At 65.1% G+C, this 17340-nt stretch carries 15 protein-coding genes; 3 read left to right on the top strand and 12 right to left on the bottom strand.

Going from position 1 to position 17340, the window contains the following annotated elements; all coding sequences use genetic code 11:
• Positions 1-89 precede the first annotated feature (89 nt).
• The 5 genes from RB623_RS06335 to RB623_RS06355 all read right to left on the bottom strand — a co-directional run bounded on the left by RB623_RS06335 (position 90) and on the right by RB623_RS06355 (position 6776).
• A complete protein-coding gene (locus RB623_RS06335; protein WP_308055927.1) occupies positions 90-2144 on the bottom strand; it encodes a 5'-nucleotidase C-terminal domain-containing protein in 2055 nt (684 codons plus the stop codon).
• Positions 2145-2334: 190 nt separating this feature from the next.
• Positions 2335-3591 carry an AMP-binding protein gene (locus RB623_RS06340; protein WP_308055928.1) on the bottom strand — a complete coding sequence of 419 codons (1257 nt, stop codon included), beginning with the start codon at positions 3589-3591 and terminating at the stop codon, positions 2335-2337.
• A 107-nt stretch (positions 3592-3698) separates the two neighbouring features.
• Entirely contained in the window at positions 3699-4079 is a 381-nt protein-coding gene (locus tag RB623_RS06345; RefSeq protein ID WP_308055929.1) for a hypothetical protein, read from the bottom strand.
• An 89-nt stretch (positions 4080-4168) separates the two neighbouring features.
• Positions 4169-5614 (bottom strand): homospermidine synthase, encoded by a 1446-nt coding sequence (locus RB623_RS06350; protein ID WP_308055930.1) that lies wholly within the window; start codon positions 5612-5614, stop codon positions 4169-4171.
• Positions 5615-5804: 190 nt separating this feature from the next.
• Complete coding sequence (locus RB623_RS06355) at positions 5805-6776, bottom strand: alpha/beta fold hydrolase (RefSeq protein ID WP_308055931.1); 972 nt, start codon at positions 6774-6776, stop codon at positions 5805-5807.
• 78 nt (positions 6777-6854) lie between these two features.
• On the opposite strand from RB623_RS06355, the gene RB623_RS06360 reads away from it, so the two are divergent.
• Positions 6855-7436, top strand: a complete 582-nt coding sequence (locus tag RB623_RS06360; RefSeq protein WP_308055932.1) for a helix-turn-helix domain-containing protein — start codon at positions 6855-6857, stop codon at positions 7434-7436.
• Between the two features lie 69 nt (positions 7437-7505).
• On the opposite strand, the gene RB623_RS06365 is transcribed toward RB623_RS06360, so the two are convergent.
• From RB623_RS06365 to RB623_RS06385, 6 genes are all read right to left on the bottom strand, one after another.
• Positions 7506-8414: a DUF3445 domain-containing protein gene (locus RB623_RS06365; RefSeq protein ID WP_308055933.1), complete on the bottom strand. Its 909-nt coding sequence runs from the start codon at positions 8412-8414 to the stop codon at positions 7506-7508.
• Positions 8408-8692: a type II toxin-antitoxin system RelE/ParE family toxin gene (locus RB623_RS30350; RefSeq protein ID WP_374121645.1), complete on the bottom strand. Its 285-nt coding sequence runs from the start codon at positions 8690-8692 to the stop codon at positions 8408-8410. Before RB623_RS30350 ends, RB623_RS06365 begins: the two co-directional genes overlap by 7 nt.
• A complete protein-coding gene (locus RB623_RS06370; RefSeq protein ID WP_308055934.1) occupies positions 8692-8976 on the bottom strand; it encodes a ribbon-helix-helix protein, CopG family in 285 nt (94 codons plus the stop codon). Before RB623_RS06370 ends, RB623_RS30350 begins: the two co-directional genes overlap by 1 nt.
• Before the next feature lie 68 nt (positions 8977-9044).
• A complete protein-coding gene (locus tag RB623_RS06375; RefSeq protein ID WP_308055935.1) occupies positions 9045-9737 on the bottom strand; it encodes an aminotransferase class IV family protein in 693 nt (230 codons plus the stop codon).
• Positions 9686-10840 (bottom strand): aminodeoxychorismate synthase component I, encoded by a 1155-nt coding sequence (locus tag RB623_RS06380; protein WP_308055936.1) that lies wholly within the window; start codon positions 10838-10840, stop codon positions 9686-9688. The genes RB623_RS06375 and RB623_RS06380 overlap by 52 nt, the downstream gene beginning before the upstream one ends.
• 179 nt (positions 10841-11019) lie before the next feature.
• A complete protein-coding gene (locus tag RB623_RS06385) occupies positions 11020-12855 on the bottom strand; it encodes a M3 family oligoendopeptidase (RefSeq protein WP_308055937.1) in 1836 nt (611 codons plus the stop codon).
• 143 nt (positions 12856-12998) lie between these two features.
• Between RB623_RS06385 and RB623_RS06390 the strand changes: the two genes are divergently transcribed.
• Positions 12999-14522, top strand: coding sequence for a sigma-54 dependent transcriptional regulator (locus RB623_RS06390; RefSeq protein ID WP_308055938.1), 1524 nt, complete (start codon positions 12999-13001; stop codon positions 14520-14522).
• 292 nt (positions 14523-14814) lie between these two features.
• Positions 14815-16596: a DUF882 domain-containing protein gene (locus RB623_RS06395; RefSeq protein WP_308055939.1), complete on the top strand. Its 1782-nt coding sequence runs from the start codon at positions 14815-14817 to the stop codon at positions 16594-16596.
• Between the two features lie 98 nt (positions 16597-16694).
• Here RB623_RS06395 and RB623_RS06400 read toward each other — a convergent pair whose 3' ends face one another.
• The gene (locus tag RB623_RS06400) at positions 16695-17336 is read right to left on the bottom strand and encodes a 2-dehydro-3-deoxy-phosphogluconate aldolase (protein ID WP_308055940.1); all 642 of its coding nucleotides are present in this window, start codon (positions 17334-17336) and stop codon (positions 16695-16697) included.
• Between the last annotated feature and the right edge of the window lie 4 nt (positions 17337-17340).

The raw sequence follows: 17340 nt of genomic DNA on the forward strand, positions 1-17340 counted from the left end.
CCGAAAAGCCGGGAATTCAATGCAGCGTCCTGCCGCACATGAAAACGGCCCGGCGAAGGCCGGGCCGATCTTGTCTCAAGCTTGCCGCGTTAGTTTGCGGGCGGGATCTTCAGGGTCGCCCCGACTGGAATAGAGCGCGGCTTGTAGGGATTGGCGTCGCCGATCAGGTGCCATTTGGCGCCGTCGCCATACACCTTTTCGGCGATATCCCAATAATTGTCGCCGACGGCCACGACATGGCTGGTTTCCGCCGCAGCGGCAGCGGCCGGCGCGCTCTCGGCGGGAGCTGCGGCTGTCGCCGGCGCAGCCGTTTCCGCGGGCGTGGTAGCGGCAGGCTGATCGGCCGCGGGTTCGCCCGTGGAGGGCGGTGTGCCGGCTATGTCGCCAGATGCCGCCGGCAATTCCGGCAAGGCTACGTCCGGCGCCGGCGTAGCCGTCGCGGGAGCTGCTTCCGCCGGGGCTGGCTGCGCGGGTGCAGTTGCAGCGGGCGCGGGTTCCGTGGCCGGCTGCGCTTGCGCCGTCTGGGCCGGAGCGTCCGCCGAGACATCAGTGATGCGGCCGTCGAGATAGGGTGTGTAGGGCCGGTGCGCGGCGAGATAGTCAGCTACGACCTGCTCAAGGCCGGGGCCGTAGTCATAGGCGTTCTTGGCGTCGGTGGCGAAGACCTTGTAGCCGTCGCCGCCCTGGCGCACGTAGTTGTTGGTGGCGACGATATAGTCCTTGTTCGGATCGATCGGCGCCCACGCACCGTTCTCCATCACCTCGACCGTCTTGACGCGGCTACCGGCCGGCGCGGCCTTGTCGAAGGCATATTTCAGGCCGGCCACCTGCGGGAAGCGGCCGGCGCCTTCCTCGATCTGGCCGAGGCCGCTTTCCAGCGCTGCGGTGATGTCCTTGCCGGGAAGCTGGAAGGTGGCGAGCGTGTTCTGGAAAGGCAGCACGGTGAGCACGTCGCCCATGGTCACGATGCCCTGGTCGATGGAGGCACGCAGGCCGCCGCCATTCTGGAAGACGATCTGCACGCCCTGGCCCTTGACGCGGTCGAGGATGGCGTCGGCAACAAGATTGCCCATCTCGCATTCGCGGGCGCGGCAGGACTTTCGGTCGCCGTCGATCGGCTTGGTGGTCTCGGAGACCTCCCTGGCCTTCAATTCCTCGATCGGTGCGCCGAGTTCCTTGACGCGGGCGAGCACGCCTTCGTCCGGCTTGACGGTGGAATCGAGGAAGATCGGGTTTCCGGAGGCCTCCTTGACGATGCCGTTGTCGTCGAACACGACCTTGAATTCGCCGAGATATTTCGAATAGGACGCCGCCTGGGTGACCGGCACCTTGTAGCCGTCCGGGTTGTCGATCATCGTCGGGTAGGGCCCCTCGGCCTTTGCGTCGGTATTCGACAGCAGCGAGTGCGAGTGCCCGCCGACCACGATGTCGACGCCCGGGATTTTTGCGATCATCTCCTTGTCTCTGGGATAGCCGACATGGGTCAGCGCGATGATCTTGTTGACGCCTTGCGCCTTCAGCTTCTCGACCTCTGCGGTGATGTTCTGGACGTCGTCGGCAATCGTGATGTTTGGGCCGGGCGAGGCGATGTCGGGCGTGTCGTTGGTGACGGCGCCGACGATGCCGATCTTCTCGCCGCCGACCTCCAGCACGATCGAAGGCTTGATGCGGTCGCCGACCTTCGACTGGGCATTGGGGTGCACGTTTGCGGACAGCACCGGGAACTGGATCTTTTCGAGGAACGGCACCAGCGCGTCCTCGCCGTCGTCGAACTCGTGGTTGCCGACGGTCATGGCGTCGAACTTCATCTGGTTGAGGAACTCGGCCTCAACCGCACCCTTGTAGGTGGTGTAGAACAGCGAGCCCTGGAAATTGTCGCCGCCGTTCAGCAAGAGCACGTTCTGGCCGTTGAGCTTGTCGCGCTCCTGGGCGATCGCCGTGACCAGCCGGGCCGCGCCGCCGATGCACTCGTTCTTCGTTTCCTCCTCGGCAGAGCAGGTCGATTCGTATTTGTTGTTCGACTCGATGCGGCTGTGCCAGTCGTTGATGTGGAGGATGTTGAGCGTGTAGTCGGCAAAGGAAGCGCTGACGGACAGTGCAAGCGTCGACGCCGACAGGGCGGCGAGTGCGGCGAGTTTCTTCATCTTTGTCTCCCGGATACGACCAGTCGCACGCCCTTAGCGCGCCCCCCTTGCCGCTTTCTTACACGGCGGATGAACGGCATGTTTTCACCGGCAATCGGCGGATGCAAGCGGAATCGGGGCTCCGCGCGAGGCGGCCCGTGGCTGTTGCAGGAAAGCCCCGGCGTGCCGGTCCGCCGTTGCGGCGCAACTGCTATTTGGCGTAGTCGCGCTCGTCGGAAATCACCTTGCCGTCATTGGGCAAAGTGCCGGGTTCGGCGACCGCCACGCTGCCGCCGAGACGGGTCGTCTCGCGCAGTGCGGAAGCGATGGCGCCGGCGTCGAGCGTCTGACCCGGTTTCGGCTCGACATGCAGCGTCATCAAATCCATCTCGCCGTCGCGAGTGACCACGAGACGGGCGCGGGCAATGCCGGGATGGCGGCGCGTCACCTCGGCGACCTGCGCGGGGTCGACGAACATGCCCTTCACCTTGGTGCGCTGGTCGGCGCGGCCCATCCAGCCGCGGATGCGGGTGTTGGTGCGGCCACAGGGCGACGGGCCGGCGAGGACGGCGGAAAGGTCGCCGGTGCCGAGACGGACGAGCGGGTAGGCGGGGTTGAAGCCGGTGACCACGATCTCGCCGACCTCACCTTCTGGCACGGGATCGCCGGTGCCGGGCCGGACGATCTCGACGATGACGTGCTCGTTGACGACCATGCCGGGGTTCGGCGTGCCCTCCGGCCCCGCCGTCTCGTAGGCGATGACGCCGAACTCGGCGGTAGCGTAGCACTGCATGACCGAGACGCCGCGCGACAGATATTCGGCGCGCAGCGACGGGAACAGCGCGCCGGCAGTGACCAGCGCCTTGCGGAACGAGGACAGGTCCTTGCCCATCTCCGCCGCCCGGTCGAGCAGGACCTTCAGAAAATCCGGCGTGCCGCAATAGGTCGTGGGTTTCAAGCTGGCGGCCGCTTCGACCTGCAGGTCGGTGCCGCCGACGCCGGCGGGGAACACGGTGCAGCCTAGGGCGCGGGCGCCTGCGTCGAGCAGAAAGCCGCCAGGGGTCATGTGGTGGCTGAAGGTGTTATGGACGACATCGCCCGCACGGATGCCGGCCGCGAAGAAGGCGCGCGCCGTGGCATGCGCAGCCTCCCTCCGATCGTCCTCCGGCACCCATATCGGACCGGGCGACTGGAAGACACGCTGGCCGGCAAGCGTTGCCGGGTCGGCGAGGCCGCCGAACGGCGGATGTTCGGCCTGGAGCGCCATGATGTCGGATTTGCGCAGCACCGGCAGTTTTGCCAGCGCCGCCCGGTCGGTCACGCCTGCGGGATCGATACCGCCGAGTCGCTGGGCAAAGGCAGGCATGGTTCGGGCCGCCCCAGCGAGAAAGGCCGGGAGGGCGGAAAAAAGCGCCTCTTCGCGTTGCGCATGAGAGCGCGTTTCCAGATCGTCGAAGAATTCCGCCATGACCGTCCTCCCGATCGGGCGTGTTATCGCAGCGCGCCGATCCGGCCCGCAGATCGGCCAGGGCAATCAGCGCGGACGGACAGCGGGGATGGAAGGGTCCATCGGCGTCAGGCCGCGGCGCCGCCGCGCCGGGTCAGAACGAATTGCTGGCCGGCCGAGCTGGTGCAGTTCAACTGGCTGGCAGCGACGAGATTGCAGTTGACGTTGGTGGTGGTCTTGCGGATCAGCGACACGACGGTGATCTCGACCGAATTGCCGTTCACCTTGTAGCTGCCGTCGGCGAGCTTGTTGCCGGTGTCGAGAGCGGTGGTGGTGAAAACGCCTCCCGACAGTCTTGATACCGCGACGCCGTCGCTGCTCAGCCAGTCGCCCTCGACCGCCGACACGGCCGCGCCCGGCCCGGAAGGACCGCCGCTGACGCAGCCCGCGATTCCGGCAGCCAGGATTGCGATGGCGCCCGCATGGATAAGCCTGCGCGTTTCGATCATCGTTGCGAATCCTCTCCTTGCTCCGTCAAAAAGCAATCGCCCGAATTCCGGGCGATTGCAAGTTCAACGGGCGACGTGTGGAAGTCCCGTCAGCGCACGAGGATGTTGCGGAATTGCCAGGGGTCCTTCTCGTCGATGTCCTCGGGGAACAGGCCGGGACGGCCGTCGAGTGGCGTCCAGTCGGTGTAATAGCCCTCGACCGGTCCGAGATACTGCGACTGGACTTCGAGGCAGCGGCGATAATCCATCTCGTCGGTTTCGACGATGCCAGCCTGCGGATTGTCCAGCGCCCAGACCATGCCGGCCAGCACCGCCGAGGTGACCTGCAGGCCGGTGGCGTTCTGGTAGGGGGCGAGTTTTCGCGCCTCCTCCAGCGTCAGTTGCGAGCCGTACCAATAGGCGTTCTTCTTGTGGCCGTAGAGCAGCACGCCGAGTTCGTCCGAGCCGTCGACCAGTTCGGTCTCGTCGAGCACGTGCTGGACGGGCTGCGCCTTGCCGGCGGCGCCGAACATCTCGTCCAGCGACAGCATCGCGTCGTTGCAAGGATGATAGGCGTAGTGGCAGGTCGGGCGGAAGGTCACTTCGCCATGCTTGTCGCGCACCGTGAAAAAATCGGCGATCGAGATCGCCTCGTTGTGAGTGACGAGAAAGCCGTATTGAGGACCCGGCGTCGGGCACCACGTTCGGATGCGGGTGTTTGCGCCGGGCTGCTCGAGGTAGATCGCCGCCTTCGAGCCCTTCTTTTGCTTCTTGGCGTTCTTGGGTAGCCATTTTTCGTGCGTGCCCCAGCCGAGTTCGGCCGGTTGCAGACCTTCCGAAATGAAGCCTTCGACCGACCAGGTATTCCAGAAAGTGTTGAACGGTTTCGGGTTCCTGGTGCGCTGGGTGTCGCGCTCGGCGATGTGGATGCCCTTGACGCCGGCCTTCTTCATCAGTTTCGCCCAGCCCTCGCGGTCGTTCGTGGCCGGCTCCTCGAATTTGAGGCCGAGGTCCGTGGCGAGATTGACCAGCGCCTGCTTGACGAACCAGGACACCATGCCGGGATTGGCGCCGCAGCAGGACACGGCGGTGGTTCCGCCGGGGTTCTTGCGGATCTCCTCGCGCACGGTCTCGCGGAGCGCGTAGTTGGTGCGCGAGGCGTTGCTGGCATCCTTGTCGAAATAGAAACCGAGCCACGGCTCAACGACGGTGTCGATATAGAGCACACCGAGTTCGCGGCAGAGCTTCATCAGGTCCAGGGAGCCGGTATCGACCGACAGGTTGACGCAAAAACCCCGGCCGCCGCCTTCGGTCAGCAATGGGGGCAGCAGTTCCTTGTAATTCTTCTTGGTGACGGCTTCCTGGAGGAATTTGATGTCGCGCTCGTCGAGCAGTTTCCGGTCGGTGTCGCGCGGGTCGATCACTGTCATGCGCGACTTGTCGAATTTGAAATGGCGCTCGATGAGAGGAAGCGTGCCGCGACCGATCGAACCAAAGCCGATCATCACGACGGGGCCGGTGATCTCACCGTAGACGGGCCATTTGTCTTTCGCCATTTTATGCTGGTCCCTCCATTGAACCTTGGGCGCCCGGGAGTGGGCAGCCTCTTCGATCACCATAGAACGGTGTCACAATAAAGCGAAATCTCGAATTTCGGCCGTTTCGGGCCTTTTGAAGCATACTTCGCCCGGTTTTCAGGTTCGCGGTACCGCTCTTCGCGCCGGCCAACAGCCGTGCCTGACGGCCTCAATAGTAGCGACGAATGTATGGCGGGAGTGGCGGCATGTCCCAATCGGCTGTGTCCAGCGACGGGCCAAAACCCTTGCCCGGCCATGGATTCGTGCCGTCGCGCAGCCACATCAGCGTGTCGAGCCAGAAGCCCGAGGCATGGCGGTCGTGGAACAGGCCGAAATGGCCGACCGCGTTCATTCCGAGATTGGACGGCGACAGCAGGGCTTCCTGACGGGCCGCGCCGCTGTAGTAGCCGAGCGCGCGGCGGACGGCGCGCGGCGTGGCGAATTCGTCGTCGGAAACCGTCACCGCCAGGATCGGCGCTTTGACGGCAGCGAAGCGGCGGAGAACTTCCGGCCGCTCGGCGCGAGGATGGCTGCGTTCCATTTTTGCCCCGCGAAAACTCCATTCGTTGGCGACGCCGGCGGGAAGGTCCTCCAGCCAACCGAGCCGTTTTCCCGGGAAATAGCCGAAGGCCGCGGTGACCAGCGGCATGACGACATGCCATTTCAGGAAGAGCCTGGCACCGCGGTTCGGCGCATAGTCCGGCCAATAGGCGTATTGCGCGCCGACGGTGAGCATGCGGTCGATCGCCGGCGCGCTTTCGGCGAGGCCGGGCAGGACGCCGCCGATGCTGTGGCCGACGACGAGCAGGGGCGCTTTGCCGGCCCGCGCCCTGGCCACTTTGAGCACGGCCTCGAAATCCTTCTCGCCCCAATCGCGCCAGCGATAGCCGCAGCCGCGCAGATTGGCCGGACGCGATTCCCCGATGCCGCGGTAGTCGTAGGTCCAGACGTCGAAGCCATGGGCTGCAAGGAAGGCGGCATAGCGGGCATAGTAGCGGGCGATCACGCCGGTCGCCGCGTTGACGATCACGGTGCCGGTGCACTGTCCGTGCGCGGCCTTCCAGAAATGGCCGTGCAGGACCACGCCGTCGGCGCAAGGAATAGTGACGGGCTCGGCGGCGGACAAGGCTTGGTGCAGCATGAAAGGCCTCCTTCACACGCCGCCAGCCTATCGTTGTGCCGCGATTGATCACACTCACTAGTCGGTATACATGGAAGCATGACCTCGGCCGAACTCTCTACCCGTGACCGCATCGTCAATGCGGCATCCGACCTCTTCTACGGGGAGGGCATTCGCGCGGTCAGCGTCGACGCGGTGGCCGAAAGGGCCGGCGTCACCAAGCGCACGCTATATTACCATTTCACCAGCAAGGACGAGCTGATCGCCGCCTATCTGCAGCAGCGGGAACAACCGAATCTTGCGCGGTTCCGGCGCTGGTACGCGGAGGCTGAGGGTGGCGTCGCCGAGAAAACCCGCGCCGTGTTCCGCAATCTGGCGCGCGCGGCGCGACGGCCGAGCTGGAGGGGTTGCGCCTTCCTGCGCACTGCGGCCGAACTCGCCAATATGCCGGGGCATCCGGCGATCAGGATCGGCGTCGCCCACAAGAAGGATTTCGAAAACTGGTTTGCCGCGATGTTCGCGGCTGAAGGGCTCGAAAACCCGGCGCAGCTTGCCCGCCAGGTGGTGATCCTGCTCGACGGCGCCTTCGCGGTGGTGCTGCTCAACCGCGACCCCGCCTATATGGAAGCGGCGGGAGACGCCGCCTTTACGCTGGTGACCGGCGCGCCGGCGCAGCGATAGAGCATGATCCCGAAAAGGTGCAGACTTTTCGGACAAGATCATGCGACAGAACAAGGAATCCCAGGCTGGTCAGGCCGCACCGATGAGCAGCAACTGCTCCGTCAGCCGGTTGCGGTCGGCGGTCAGCCCCTTGTAGTCGAGTTGCGCCTCGTCGAGCGCGCCGAGCTGCTCGACGAAGGATTTTGCCAGAGCCGCGCGGTCCGGATGGCGGCGAAGGGCCGCCAGCGGATCGAGATGAATGCGGATGGTGAACAGGATGTCGCCCGACATCGGCATTTTTCGCAGCGTCTGGCGCTCGACGCGGATGAAGGCGCGGGCGGCGGCTTCGAGATCCGGGAATTTAGACGGGCGGTTGGTGGCGCGGTCGATGCGGGCCACGTTCGACAGCGGGTGGTAGAGGTCGGCGTTCGCCTGGATCGACCAGTTGAAACGCTGGACGCCCTGGCCTTGCAGGTTGTCGAACATCCGGTGGATCAATTCTGCCATGCGCGTGCCCGGACCGAAGGCCGGCACGGGCGTATGGATTTCTTGCAGAGGCCGGCCGAACTTTTCGAGCAGCGACCAGGAGGATGGGAAGCAAAGCGATCCGGCCACCAGCCGCCAACCATTCTCGCCCCTTCGCATCAGGATCAGGTCCTCCTGCACCAGCAGCGAGGCGGCCCGCAACGGCGCTTGCGCGGCTGCAAGGTTTGCATCTAAAAGTGCTTTCTGCTCCGGTATGGCGAACAGGCGGGCGGCGTTGGCGCAGAGATGCTCGGCGAGCCGATCGAGCACCTCGGCTTGCGCCTCGCGCGTATCAGGTTCCTCGACGAAGACTTTTTCCGGGATCGTCGCATAAAGCCGCTGCTTCTCGGCGATGTAGGCTTCGTAGCGTTTGTCGACCTCGATCCAGTCGCTCAGGTCGAGCGGCTTCAGGCCGATCGTGAACAGTTTCGACGAGCCGTCATAAGGGGTGTGGGCGGGAAGCAAGTCTACCATTGCTCGGGGCGGTCGCGGCTCGTGTGCCAGATGCGAAGAATATAGAGAACGCCGGGCCTGATCCTGTAGGGGATCAAGTAAGGCAGCCCCGGAACCGACCACTCTCGTGTTTTTCCGGAAGGGCTCGGCCTGCCGATTTCCGGGTTGGAGCGGATCAGGAGAAACGCCTTGACCAAGCGTCCCGAAACCTCGTCGGCCGCTCTGGGATTGTCCGCGCCAATGTAGCTGCGCAATGCCGACAGGTCACGTTCGGCCGACTTGGAGAGCTTGATTCTCACTAGGCGACTTTTGGTTTGCGAACGCTCGGAGGAGGCAGCTCATTGGCAGTACCCCAGGACTCGAGCCATTTGATCACTTCTTCGCCATCGACCGTTTCGCCTCGCTCGATCTCCCGCTCCGCTTCCTCGATCGCGGCGAGATAGGCGCGGCGCTCGGCAAGATGCGCCTCGACCGCCTCCTTCACGACGAAGGCCGTGGAACGCTGAGTTGCGCGGGCGTATTCTTCCAGCTCCTTTTTGGTCTCTGGAGGCAGGCGTACCGAAAAAGTCTCGCTCGCGGCCATGGTGTGATCCTCGAACACAGGTGAACTCTGGCGAACACAGTGTAGAGGGCGTCACCTTCGCCGTCAAATCATCGTGTTCCAAAACCCGCTGCCGGCGCAGCGGAAATCCGCGCCTCGATCAGCCCGCGCAAGGAGTTGCCGACATATATTCGTTGCGCCGTCCAGAGATCGTGCAGGATCAGCACGGCTTCGCGCGCCTTTCCGTCGTCGAGCATCTCGTCTCTCAGCACGCCCGGCAGGAGCCCGCAGGACAGCGCCGGAGTGAGCATCGGGCCGCCATCGCCGGCGCCGAGGAAGATGTTGGTGATGGTGCCCTCGCAGATTTCGCCGCGCTCGTTGAGAAGCAGCATCTCGTCGGCCTGGTCGCGCGGAAACTCGGCGCGCGCTGTCTCGTAGAGCGCCCGGCGCGTCGTCTTGTGACGCAGCAGCGGATCGGCCGAGTCGATCCGTGTGCCTGCGATGCGCAGGGTCCAAACGCTGTTTTCGGGGAGCGGTTCGAAGGGCTGGGTGACGCCGCTGACGCTGCCGTCCCCAGCCAGCGCCAGCCGCACGCGTAGCGGCACACGTTCGCCTTCGCACTCGTGCAGGGCCTCGCCGATCTTTTGCGGGTCTGCCGGGAAACCGAGCGCGATAGCCGATGCATAGAGCCGCGCCAGATGCCGCTCGAGCCGGACAAAGCCGCCTTCGGGCTCCCAGCGCAGCGTCTCGATCAGCTCGAAGCCGGGACCGTTCCCGTCGCGAAGCGGGCCTTCAGAAGGCATTCCTCGTACTCCGACTCTGCGGTGGAATCGAACACGATTCCGCCACCGACATTGTAGACGGCCTCGCCGTCCGGGAAGAGCGAGATGGTGCGGATCGCCACGGAAAAACGCATCGGGCCGCCGGGCGCGATCCAGCCGATGGCGCCGCAATAGACGTCGCGCGGCGTGGTTTCCAATTCGCGCAGAATCTCCATCGCACGGATCTTCGGCGCGCCGGTGACAGAGCCGCAGGGAAACAGCGCGGCGAACACGTCGCGGATCGAGCGGTCGGGCAGGAGTTTCGCCCGCACCCGGCTGACCATGGTGTGCAGGGTCGGATAGGTCTCGACCTTGAAGAGTTCGGGCACGTCCAGCGTACCGACCTCGCTGACCAGCGAGATGTCGTTGCGCAGCAGGTCGACGATCATGCGGTTCTCGGCCTGGTTCTTCGGATCGTTGCGAAGAAACTCCCTGAGCCGGACGTCTTCGGCCTTCGTCGCGCCGCGCGGCGCCGTGCCCTTCATCGGATGCGTCTCGATCCAGCCGTCCTGGCCGATCTCGAAAAACAGTTCCGGCGAGCGCGACAGCACCACCGGCCCGCCGAGATCGACCAGCGCGCCGTATTTCACCGGCTGGCGGGCGGTCAGTGCGTCGAAGGCGGCGAGCGGCTCGCCGCTCCAATTCGCATGGACGGGGAAGGTGAGATTGCCCTGATAGCAGTCGCCTGCGCGCAGATGTCCATGCAGTTTTGCGAAGCGCTTTTCGTATTCCGGGAAGGTCCATGTGGCGCGGGCGTCGAAGATCGGGCCGTTGGTCGGAGCCGTTTTCCCTATTGGCTGATCCGTATCTGCCGGCCCGTCGAAGACGCCGAGGCAGACCAGCGGCGCGCGGCGTCCTTCCGGGAGGATCGGCCGCAGCTTGGGTTCAAGAAGATAGCCGGCTTCATAGGAAAAATAGCCGGCCAGCCATTTGCCGGCGTCGCGCGCAGCTTCGGCTTTATCCAGCACGGCAAAGAAGGCTTCAGGCGTGTCAGCGGACAGGATGTCGCGCGGTCGCTCGAACAGAACCGACCGGCCAGCGGGGTCGTCCCGGAAGAGGACGAAGGGATCAGATGGCTTTGCCATTTAATCGGTCAATCGAAACCAGGATGATGTCACGTTACTTGCGCAGCCGTCCTGCGACCGGCTGCCGTCGTCGATGCGCGAACCTAGCCGGGGCGCGTGCGTGCGCCTATTGGCAAGTCGGAGGATCGTTTGCGCAGCTTTGGGCCTGCCTGGGGGAAGCCGACGGCTGGCGCGCCCGTTCAGTCGAGCGCTTCCAGTTCGTCGATCAGTCCGGAGATGACCGAGAGCCCCTTTCCCCAGAAGGCCGGATCCGACGCGTCCAGCCCGAACGGCGCGAGCAGTTCGGAATGGTGTTTGGTGCCGCCGGCGCGCAGCATGTCGAAATATTTCTCCTGAAAGCCCTTTTCGGCGTTCTGGTAGACGGCGAACAGCGAATTCACCAGGCAATCGCCGAAGGCGTAGGCATAGACGTAGAAAGGCGAATGGATGAAGTGTGGGATGTAGGTCCAGAAGGTCTCGTAGCCCTCGCGCAGCGTGATGGCCTCGCCAAGGCTCTCCTTCTGCACCTCCAGCCAGAACTGGCCGAGCCTGTCGGAGGTCAGTTCGCCATTCTTGCGCTCGGTGTGGACCTTGCGCTCGAATTCGTAGAAGGCGATCTGGCGCACCACCGTGTTGATCATATCCTCGACCTTCTGGGCGAGCATGGCCTTGCGTTCGCGCCGGTCGGTGGTGCGGTCGAGCAGCGAACGGAAGGTCAGCATCTCGCCGAACACCGAGGCGGTCTCGGCGAGCGTCAGCGGCGTCGACGACATCAGCGGTCCTTGCGCGCCGGCCAGCACCTGGTGCACGCCGTGGCCGAGTTCGTGCGCCAGCGTCATCACGTCGCGCGGCTTGCCCATGTAGTTCAGCATCACATAGGGATGCGCCGAAGGCACGGTCGGATGCGCGAAGGCGCCCGGCGCCTTGCCGGGCCGCACCGGCGCGTCGATCCATTTGCGGTCGAAGAAGCCGCGGGCAATGTCGGCCATGTCCGGCGAGAAACGGTGATAGGCCGAAAGCACAGTGTTCTTCGCTTCGTCCCATCCGATCGTCGCCTGCGGGGTTTCGGGCAGCGGCGCGTTGCGGTCCCAGTGGTTCATCCTGTCCATGCCGAGCCAGCGCGCCTTCATCCTATAATAACGGTGCGACAGGCGCGGATAGGCGTCGCGAACGGCGGCGGCCAGCGCATCCACGACCTCCCGCTCGACGCGGTTGGCGAGATGGCGGGAATCGGCGATGTCCTGAAAGCCGCGCCAGCGGTCGGAAATCTCCTTGTCCTTGGCGAGCGTGTTGGTGATCAGCGTGAAGACACGGAGGTTTTCCTCAAAAGTTTTCGCCAGCGCCGCGGCGGCGTTCTGACGGACTTTCGGGTTGGGGTCCTGCAGCTTGTTCAGCGCCGGCTCGAGCGTCAGGTCCTCGCCGTCGACACTGAAGCGCAGCGCCGTCATGGTCTCGTCGAACAGCCGGTTCCAGGCGCCGCGCCCGGTCACCGATTTTTCGTGGAACAACTGCTCGATGCGGTCCTCGAGCTGGTAAGGCTTGTCCTTGCGCAGGTCGAGCACCCAGGGCCGGTAGTGGCCAAAGACCGGATCTGCAGCGAGCGCCGTGGCGATCGCTTCGTCCTCGATCAGGTTGAGCTCCAGTGAGAAGAACAGGAGATGCGCGCTGGCGTCCGTCATCTTCTCCTGGACGTCGCCATAGAACTTCGCGAATTGCGGGTCGGCGGTGTTGCCGGCGTAGACGAGGCCCGCATAAGAGGCGATGCGGCCCATGAGCTCTTCCAGTGCCTCGTACTCCTTCAGCGCCTGGCCGAGGCGTCCTGCCTTCCCGGCGGACGCTTCGGAAGCCAGCGTGCCCTTCCAGCGCTTCTCGAACGCCACCGACTGTTCGGCAGCCAGGGCGAGATCGCGCTTCACCTCGGGCGACTCGATACCAGGATAGAGGTCGGCCAGATTCCATTCGGGCAGGTCGCCCAGCGGCGGCGCGCCGACGGTCGCCACTGCAGCGCCGGCTATGGCATTTGGGGCAAAACGCATCGTCATCCTCTTTCGATTCCGGGGGGCGGCCGCCATTGGTGGGAAGTCGGGCGGAAATTTAAACGCTTATTTAGGTCCGGGTGCCAGTATCATCCAGACGGCATCCATGGCCAGAACGGTTTTCCGCTGAAGTCGAAGGGGCCATGACGGCACGTATCCTTCTCGTTGACGATGATCCGGTTCAGCGGCGGCTGCTTGAAGCGGCGGTGACGCGTTTCGGCTACGCGGCTGTGATCGCAACCGACGGCCAGGCCGCTTTGACCGTGCTCGACGGGCCTGACGGCAAGGGCATTTCGGCGCTCGTGCTCGATCTGAACATGCCCGGCCTCGACGGCATCGGCGTGTTGAAGGCGATGGCCGAACGCGGGCTCGAACTACCGGTGATCGTCCAGACGGCGCAGGGCGGCATCGAGACGGTAGTCAATGCCATGCGCCACGGCGCCTTCGATTTCGTCGTGAAGCCGGCCTCGCCGGAGCGGCTGAAGGTGGCGCTCGCCAATGCGCTGAGGGTCGAGACGCGTGGCGACGAGGCCAAGCGCGTGGCGCGGCGCGCCACGGGCACGCTTGGCTTCTCCGACATCGTCACCCGCAGCCCGACGATGGACAAGATGCTGAGGCTGGCGCGCAAGGCTGCCGCCTCCAACATCCCGATCCTGATCGAGGGCGAGTCCGGCGTCGGCAAGGAAATGGTGGCGCGTGCGATCCAAGGATCGGGCGAGCGCGCCGGAAAACCTTTCGTCACCGTCAATTGCGGCGCCATTCCCGACAATCTGGTGGAATCGATCCTGTTCGGCCACGAAAAAGGATCGTTCACCGGCGCCACCGAAAAGCACGCCGGCAAATTCGTCGAGGCGAATGGCGGCACGCTGTTCCTCGACGAGATCGGCGACCTGCCGCTCGACGTGCAGGTCAAGCTCCTGCGCTCCGTGCAGGAAGGCGAGGTCGATCCCGTCGGCGGGCGCTCCGCCATCAAGGTCGACATCCGCCTGATCTCGGCCACGCATCGCGACCTGCTGCAGCGCGTCAAGGACAGTCTCTTCCGCGAGGACCTGTTCTACCGGCTCAACGTCTATCCGATCGTCGTGCCGCCGCTGCGCGACAGGCGTGAGGACATCGAGCCGCTGACGCGGCATTTTCTCGCGCGGTTCTCGGCGACCGAGACCAAGGGCAGGGTGCGTGCGGTCTCGCCGCGCGCGCTCGCCATGCTGGAAGCGTATGACTGGCCGGGCAACATCCGGCAGCTCGAGAACGCCGTTTTCCGCGCCACGGTGCTCTGCGACGGCGACACGCTGACCGAGGAGGAGTTCCCGCAGATACGGGCGCAGGTGGAAGGCACCGTCGACCTCGACGCGGCGGCGGATCGCGGCCCCGAGGCGCCGCGCGATCCGCAGCCCGATCTGTTCGAGGCGGCCACCGCGGAACCGGCAGCGCCGGCCGCAATGATGCTCCCGGCCACTGGCATGCTCCGGGCGCTGGACGACAGCGGTGAGGTCAGGCCACTGGCCGAGGTCGAATACGACATGATTGTGATGGCGATCGACCACTACAGCGGGCAGATGAGCGAAGTGGCGCGGCGGCTGGGCATCGGCCGCTCCACGCTCTACCGCAAGCTCAAGGAATACGGCATCGACCCGGAAACCGGGCGTTCCGACCGGCTCGCGTCGTAGACGTTAACGCAAGCATCGCGTAAGCTAGCCGTCATATTCTGGCTGTTAACCATGTGGTTGGCAGCGCGAATTTGGACAGGATATCGCCACGCTCTTACCGCATTTCGGCTTCAATAAGCTGTGATTAACCATTAGGATCGATAGTCTGGGTGTCGGGAATCACCGGCGTCCGGAGTTCAAATCCGGGGACAAACGGCAGTCTGCAAGGCCTTTTGATTTGATCAGCATCGAGCGACACCAAGACCGGCGAGACGACGAGGGAACCCGCTGGAGAAACTGGGTTGTTGGTCTCATGGTCGCGTTCTGCGCGACTGTCTGGGGCATGGGCGCGGCGAGCGCCGAGACCCGTACGCTGAAGCTTTATTTCATCCACACCAAGGAACGGGCCGAGATCACCTACAAGCGCAACGGGCGTTACGACCAGGCCGGCCTCAAGAAGATCAACATGTTCCTGCGGGACTGGCGTCGCAACGAGCCGACCAAGGTCGACCCGCGCCTGCTCGACCTCGTGTGGTCGGTCTACAAGTCTGTCGGCGCGCGCGACTACATCAACGTCGTCTCGGCCTATCGCTCGCCTGCGACCAATTCCATGCTGCGCGGCCGCAGCCGTGGCGTCGCCAAGAGGAGCCAGCATATGCTCGGCAAGGCGATGGATTTCTACATTCCCGGCGTCAGTCTGAAAAAGCTGCGCGACACCGGCATGAAGATGCAGGTCGGCGGCGTCGGTTACTATCCCCGCTCCGGGTCGCCGTTCGTCCACATGGACGTTGGCAATGTGCGCCACTGGCCGCGGATGAGCCGCAGGGAACTGGTGGCGCTTTTCCCGAACGGCAAGACCCTGCACATGCCGAGCGACGGCAAGCCGCTGCCCGGCTTCGACCAGGCGGTCGCCTCCTACGAGGCTCGGAAGAAGACCGGCGCGACCGCGCTGGCGCTGGCCTCCACCGGCAGCAGCAAGCCGTCGAAAGGCCTGCTGGCGGCGTTGTTCGGCGGCGGCGAAGACGAGGACGAAGAAGGCGTGGTAAACGAGGCGCCTGCTCCGGCGGTGGAGAAGAAGGCGCCCGTCCAGGTGGCCAAGGCCGAGCCGCCCGCGGCGGCCGCCAAGCCCAATCTGCCGGGTATCCAGATCGTGTCCCCGGACCAGGCGAACCGCGTGGATATACCCGTGGCGGCCGAATCCGAGCCGGAGGCGCCGGAGACGCCCGAGGCGATCATCGCCGCGCTGCCGGCCCGCTCCGTGCCGCTGCCGCTGATGGCGCCACGACCGAAGACCGACGTCAGCGGCACGGAAGTCGCGATGGCGACGGTCGACGAAGCCGCAGCCGTGGGTTACACGCCGACCGACATTCCGTTCGGTCAGGCCCAGGACGTGCCTGCGGGCGCTGCCGCCGCGCAGCCGGCCACCGAGGTTGCGCTCGGCATCCCGCTGCCGACGCCGCGGCCGAACCATGCCGCAAAGCCGGCGCAGGACGCGGCGCCCGGAATGCAGGACGAGGTTCTGATGGCGCTGATTTCGGCCGATCGCGACCGGCCGGCGACGAGCGACGCAGCCGCCGTGCCGATGCCAATGGCGCGCCCCGACGACGACGAACTTCTGACCGCGCTGCCGTCCGAGCGTCCGCAGATGGCCACGGCGACCAGCCCGGAGGACCAAGCCGCGGTCAAGGCAGTGATGAAAGCGAACGAGGCTCGCGTCGCCGCGCTAGCATCGGTCACGGCCGGTGCGGCCGGACAGGTGGTCACCGCCGGCATAGACCCAGATACCGTTTCGTCGCTCGGCGTAAAGACCACCCGCAAGACGGCGCGCGCCACGGCCAGCGACGCCAAGCCCGACCGCAAGAGCCAGGTGAAGGTGGCGGAGCCGAAGGCCGCCCGCTGGGCGCTGAACAGCGACCAGATGGCCGAGACCGCCGCCGCCAGCACGACCGCTCCGTCGTTCGCCTACAACGCGGTGGTGACCGCACCGCGCGAGGTCTACACCTCCGGTTTCCGCAAGGACGACCAGGGGATTCCCAATCCGAACCGGTTTACCGGCAAGTCGGTGGAATTCCTGTCGGTGGCCCGCTTCGAGTAGCGCAATCCGCGCAGGCTCGGTTCAGACAAACGAAAAGCGCCGGTCGCTCCGGCGCTTTTTCATTTAGTACAGACAGCGAATCGCGTGCGCAGCCGGCCTTACCGGTGGCGCAGCGTAAAAGCCTCGCGGGCCAGAGCCTCGATCGCCGCCCAGTCCTTGGCCTTGATCAGGTCGTCGGGCGCGACCCAGGAGCCGCCGACGCAAATCACGTTGGGCAGCGACAGATAGTCCTTCACATTCTTCTGCGAGACGCCGCCGGTGGGGCAGAAGCGGATGCTGGCGAAGGGCGAGGCCAGCGCCTTCAGGAAGGCTACGCCGCCAGCCTGCTCGGCGGGGAAAAATTTCAGGAAGTCGATGCCGGCTTCCCGCGCGGTCATGATCTCGCCCGGCGTGATCGCGCCGGGTAGCAGCGGCACCTCGCTGCCGGCGGCAGCCGACAGCAGGTCGCGGGTGACGCCGGGGCTGACGATGAAGCGCGAGCCCGCCCTGGCCGCCTGGTCGAATTGCGCGGCGTCCAGAATGGTGCCGGCTCCGACCACGGCTTCCGGCACTTCAGCCGCGGCGCGGCGGATGCTTTCCAGCGCGCTCGGCGTGCGCAGCGTGATCTCGATCACCTTCAGTCCGCCGCGCGCCAGCGCCCGTGCGAGCGGAACTGCATTGTCCGCATCCTCGATCTTGATGACGGGAATGACGGGTTGGCCGTCGAGCAGGGACAGCAGCGTTTCGGTCTTGCTTGGCATCGAT

The organism is Mesorhizobium sp. LHD-90 (assembly GCF_030929505.1).
Classification (GTDB): domain Bacteria; phylum Pseudomonadota; class Alphaproteobacteria; order Rhizobiales; family Rhizobiaceae; genus Kumtagia.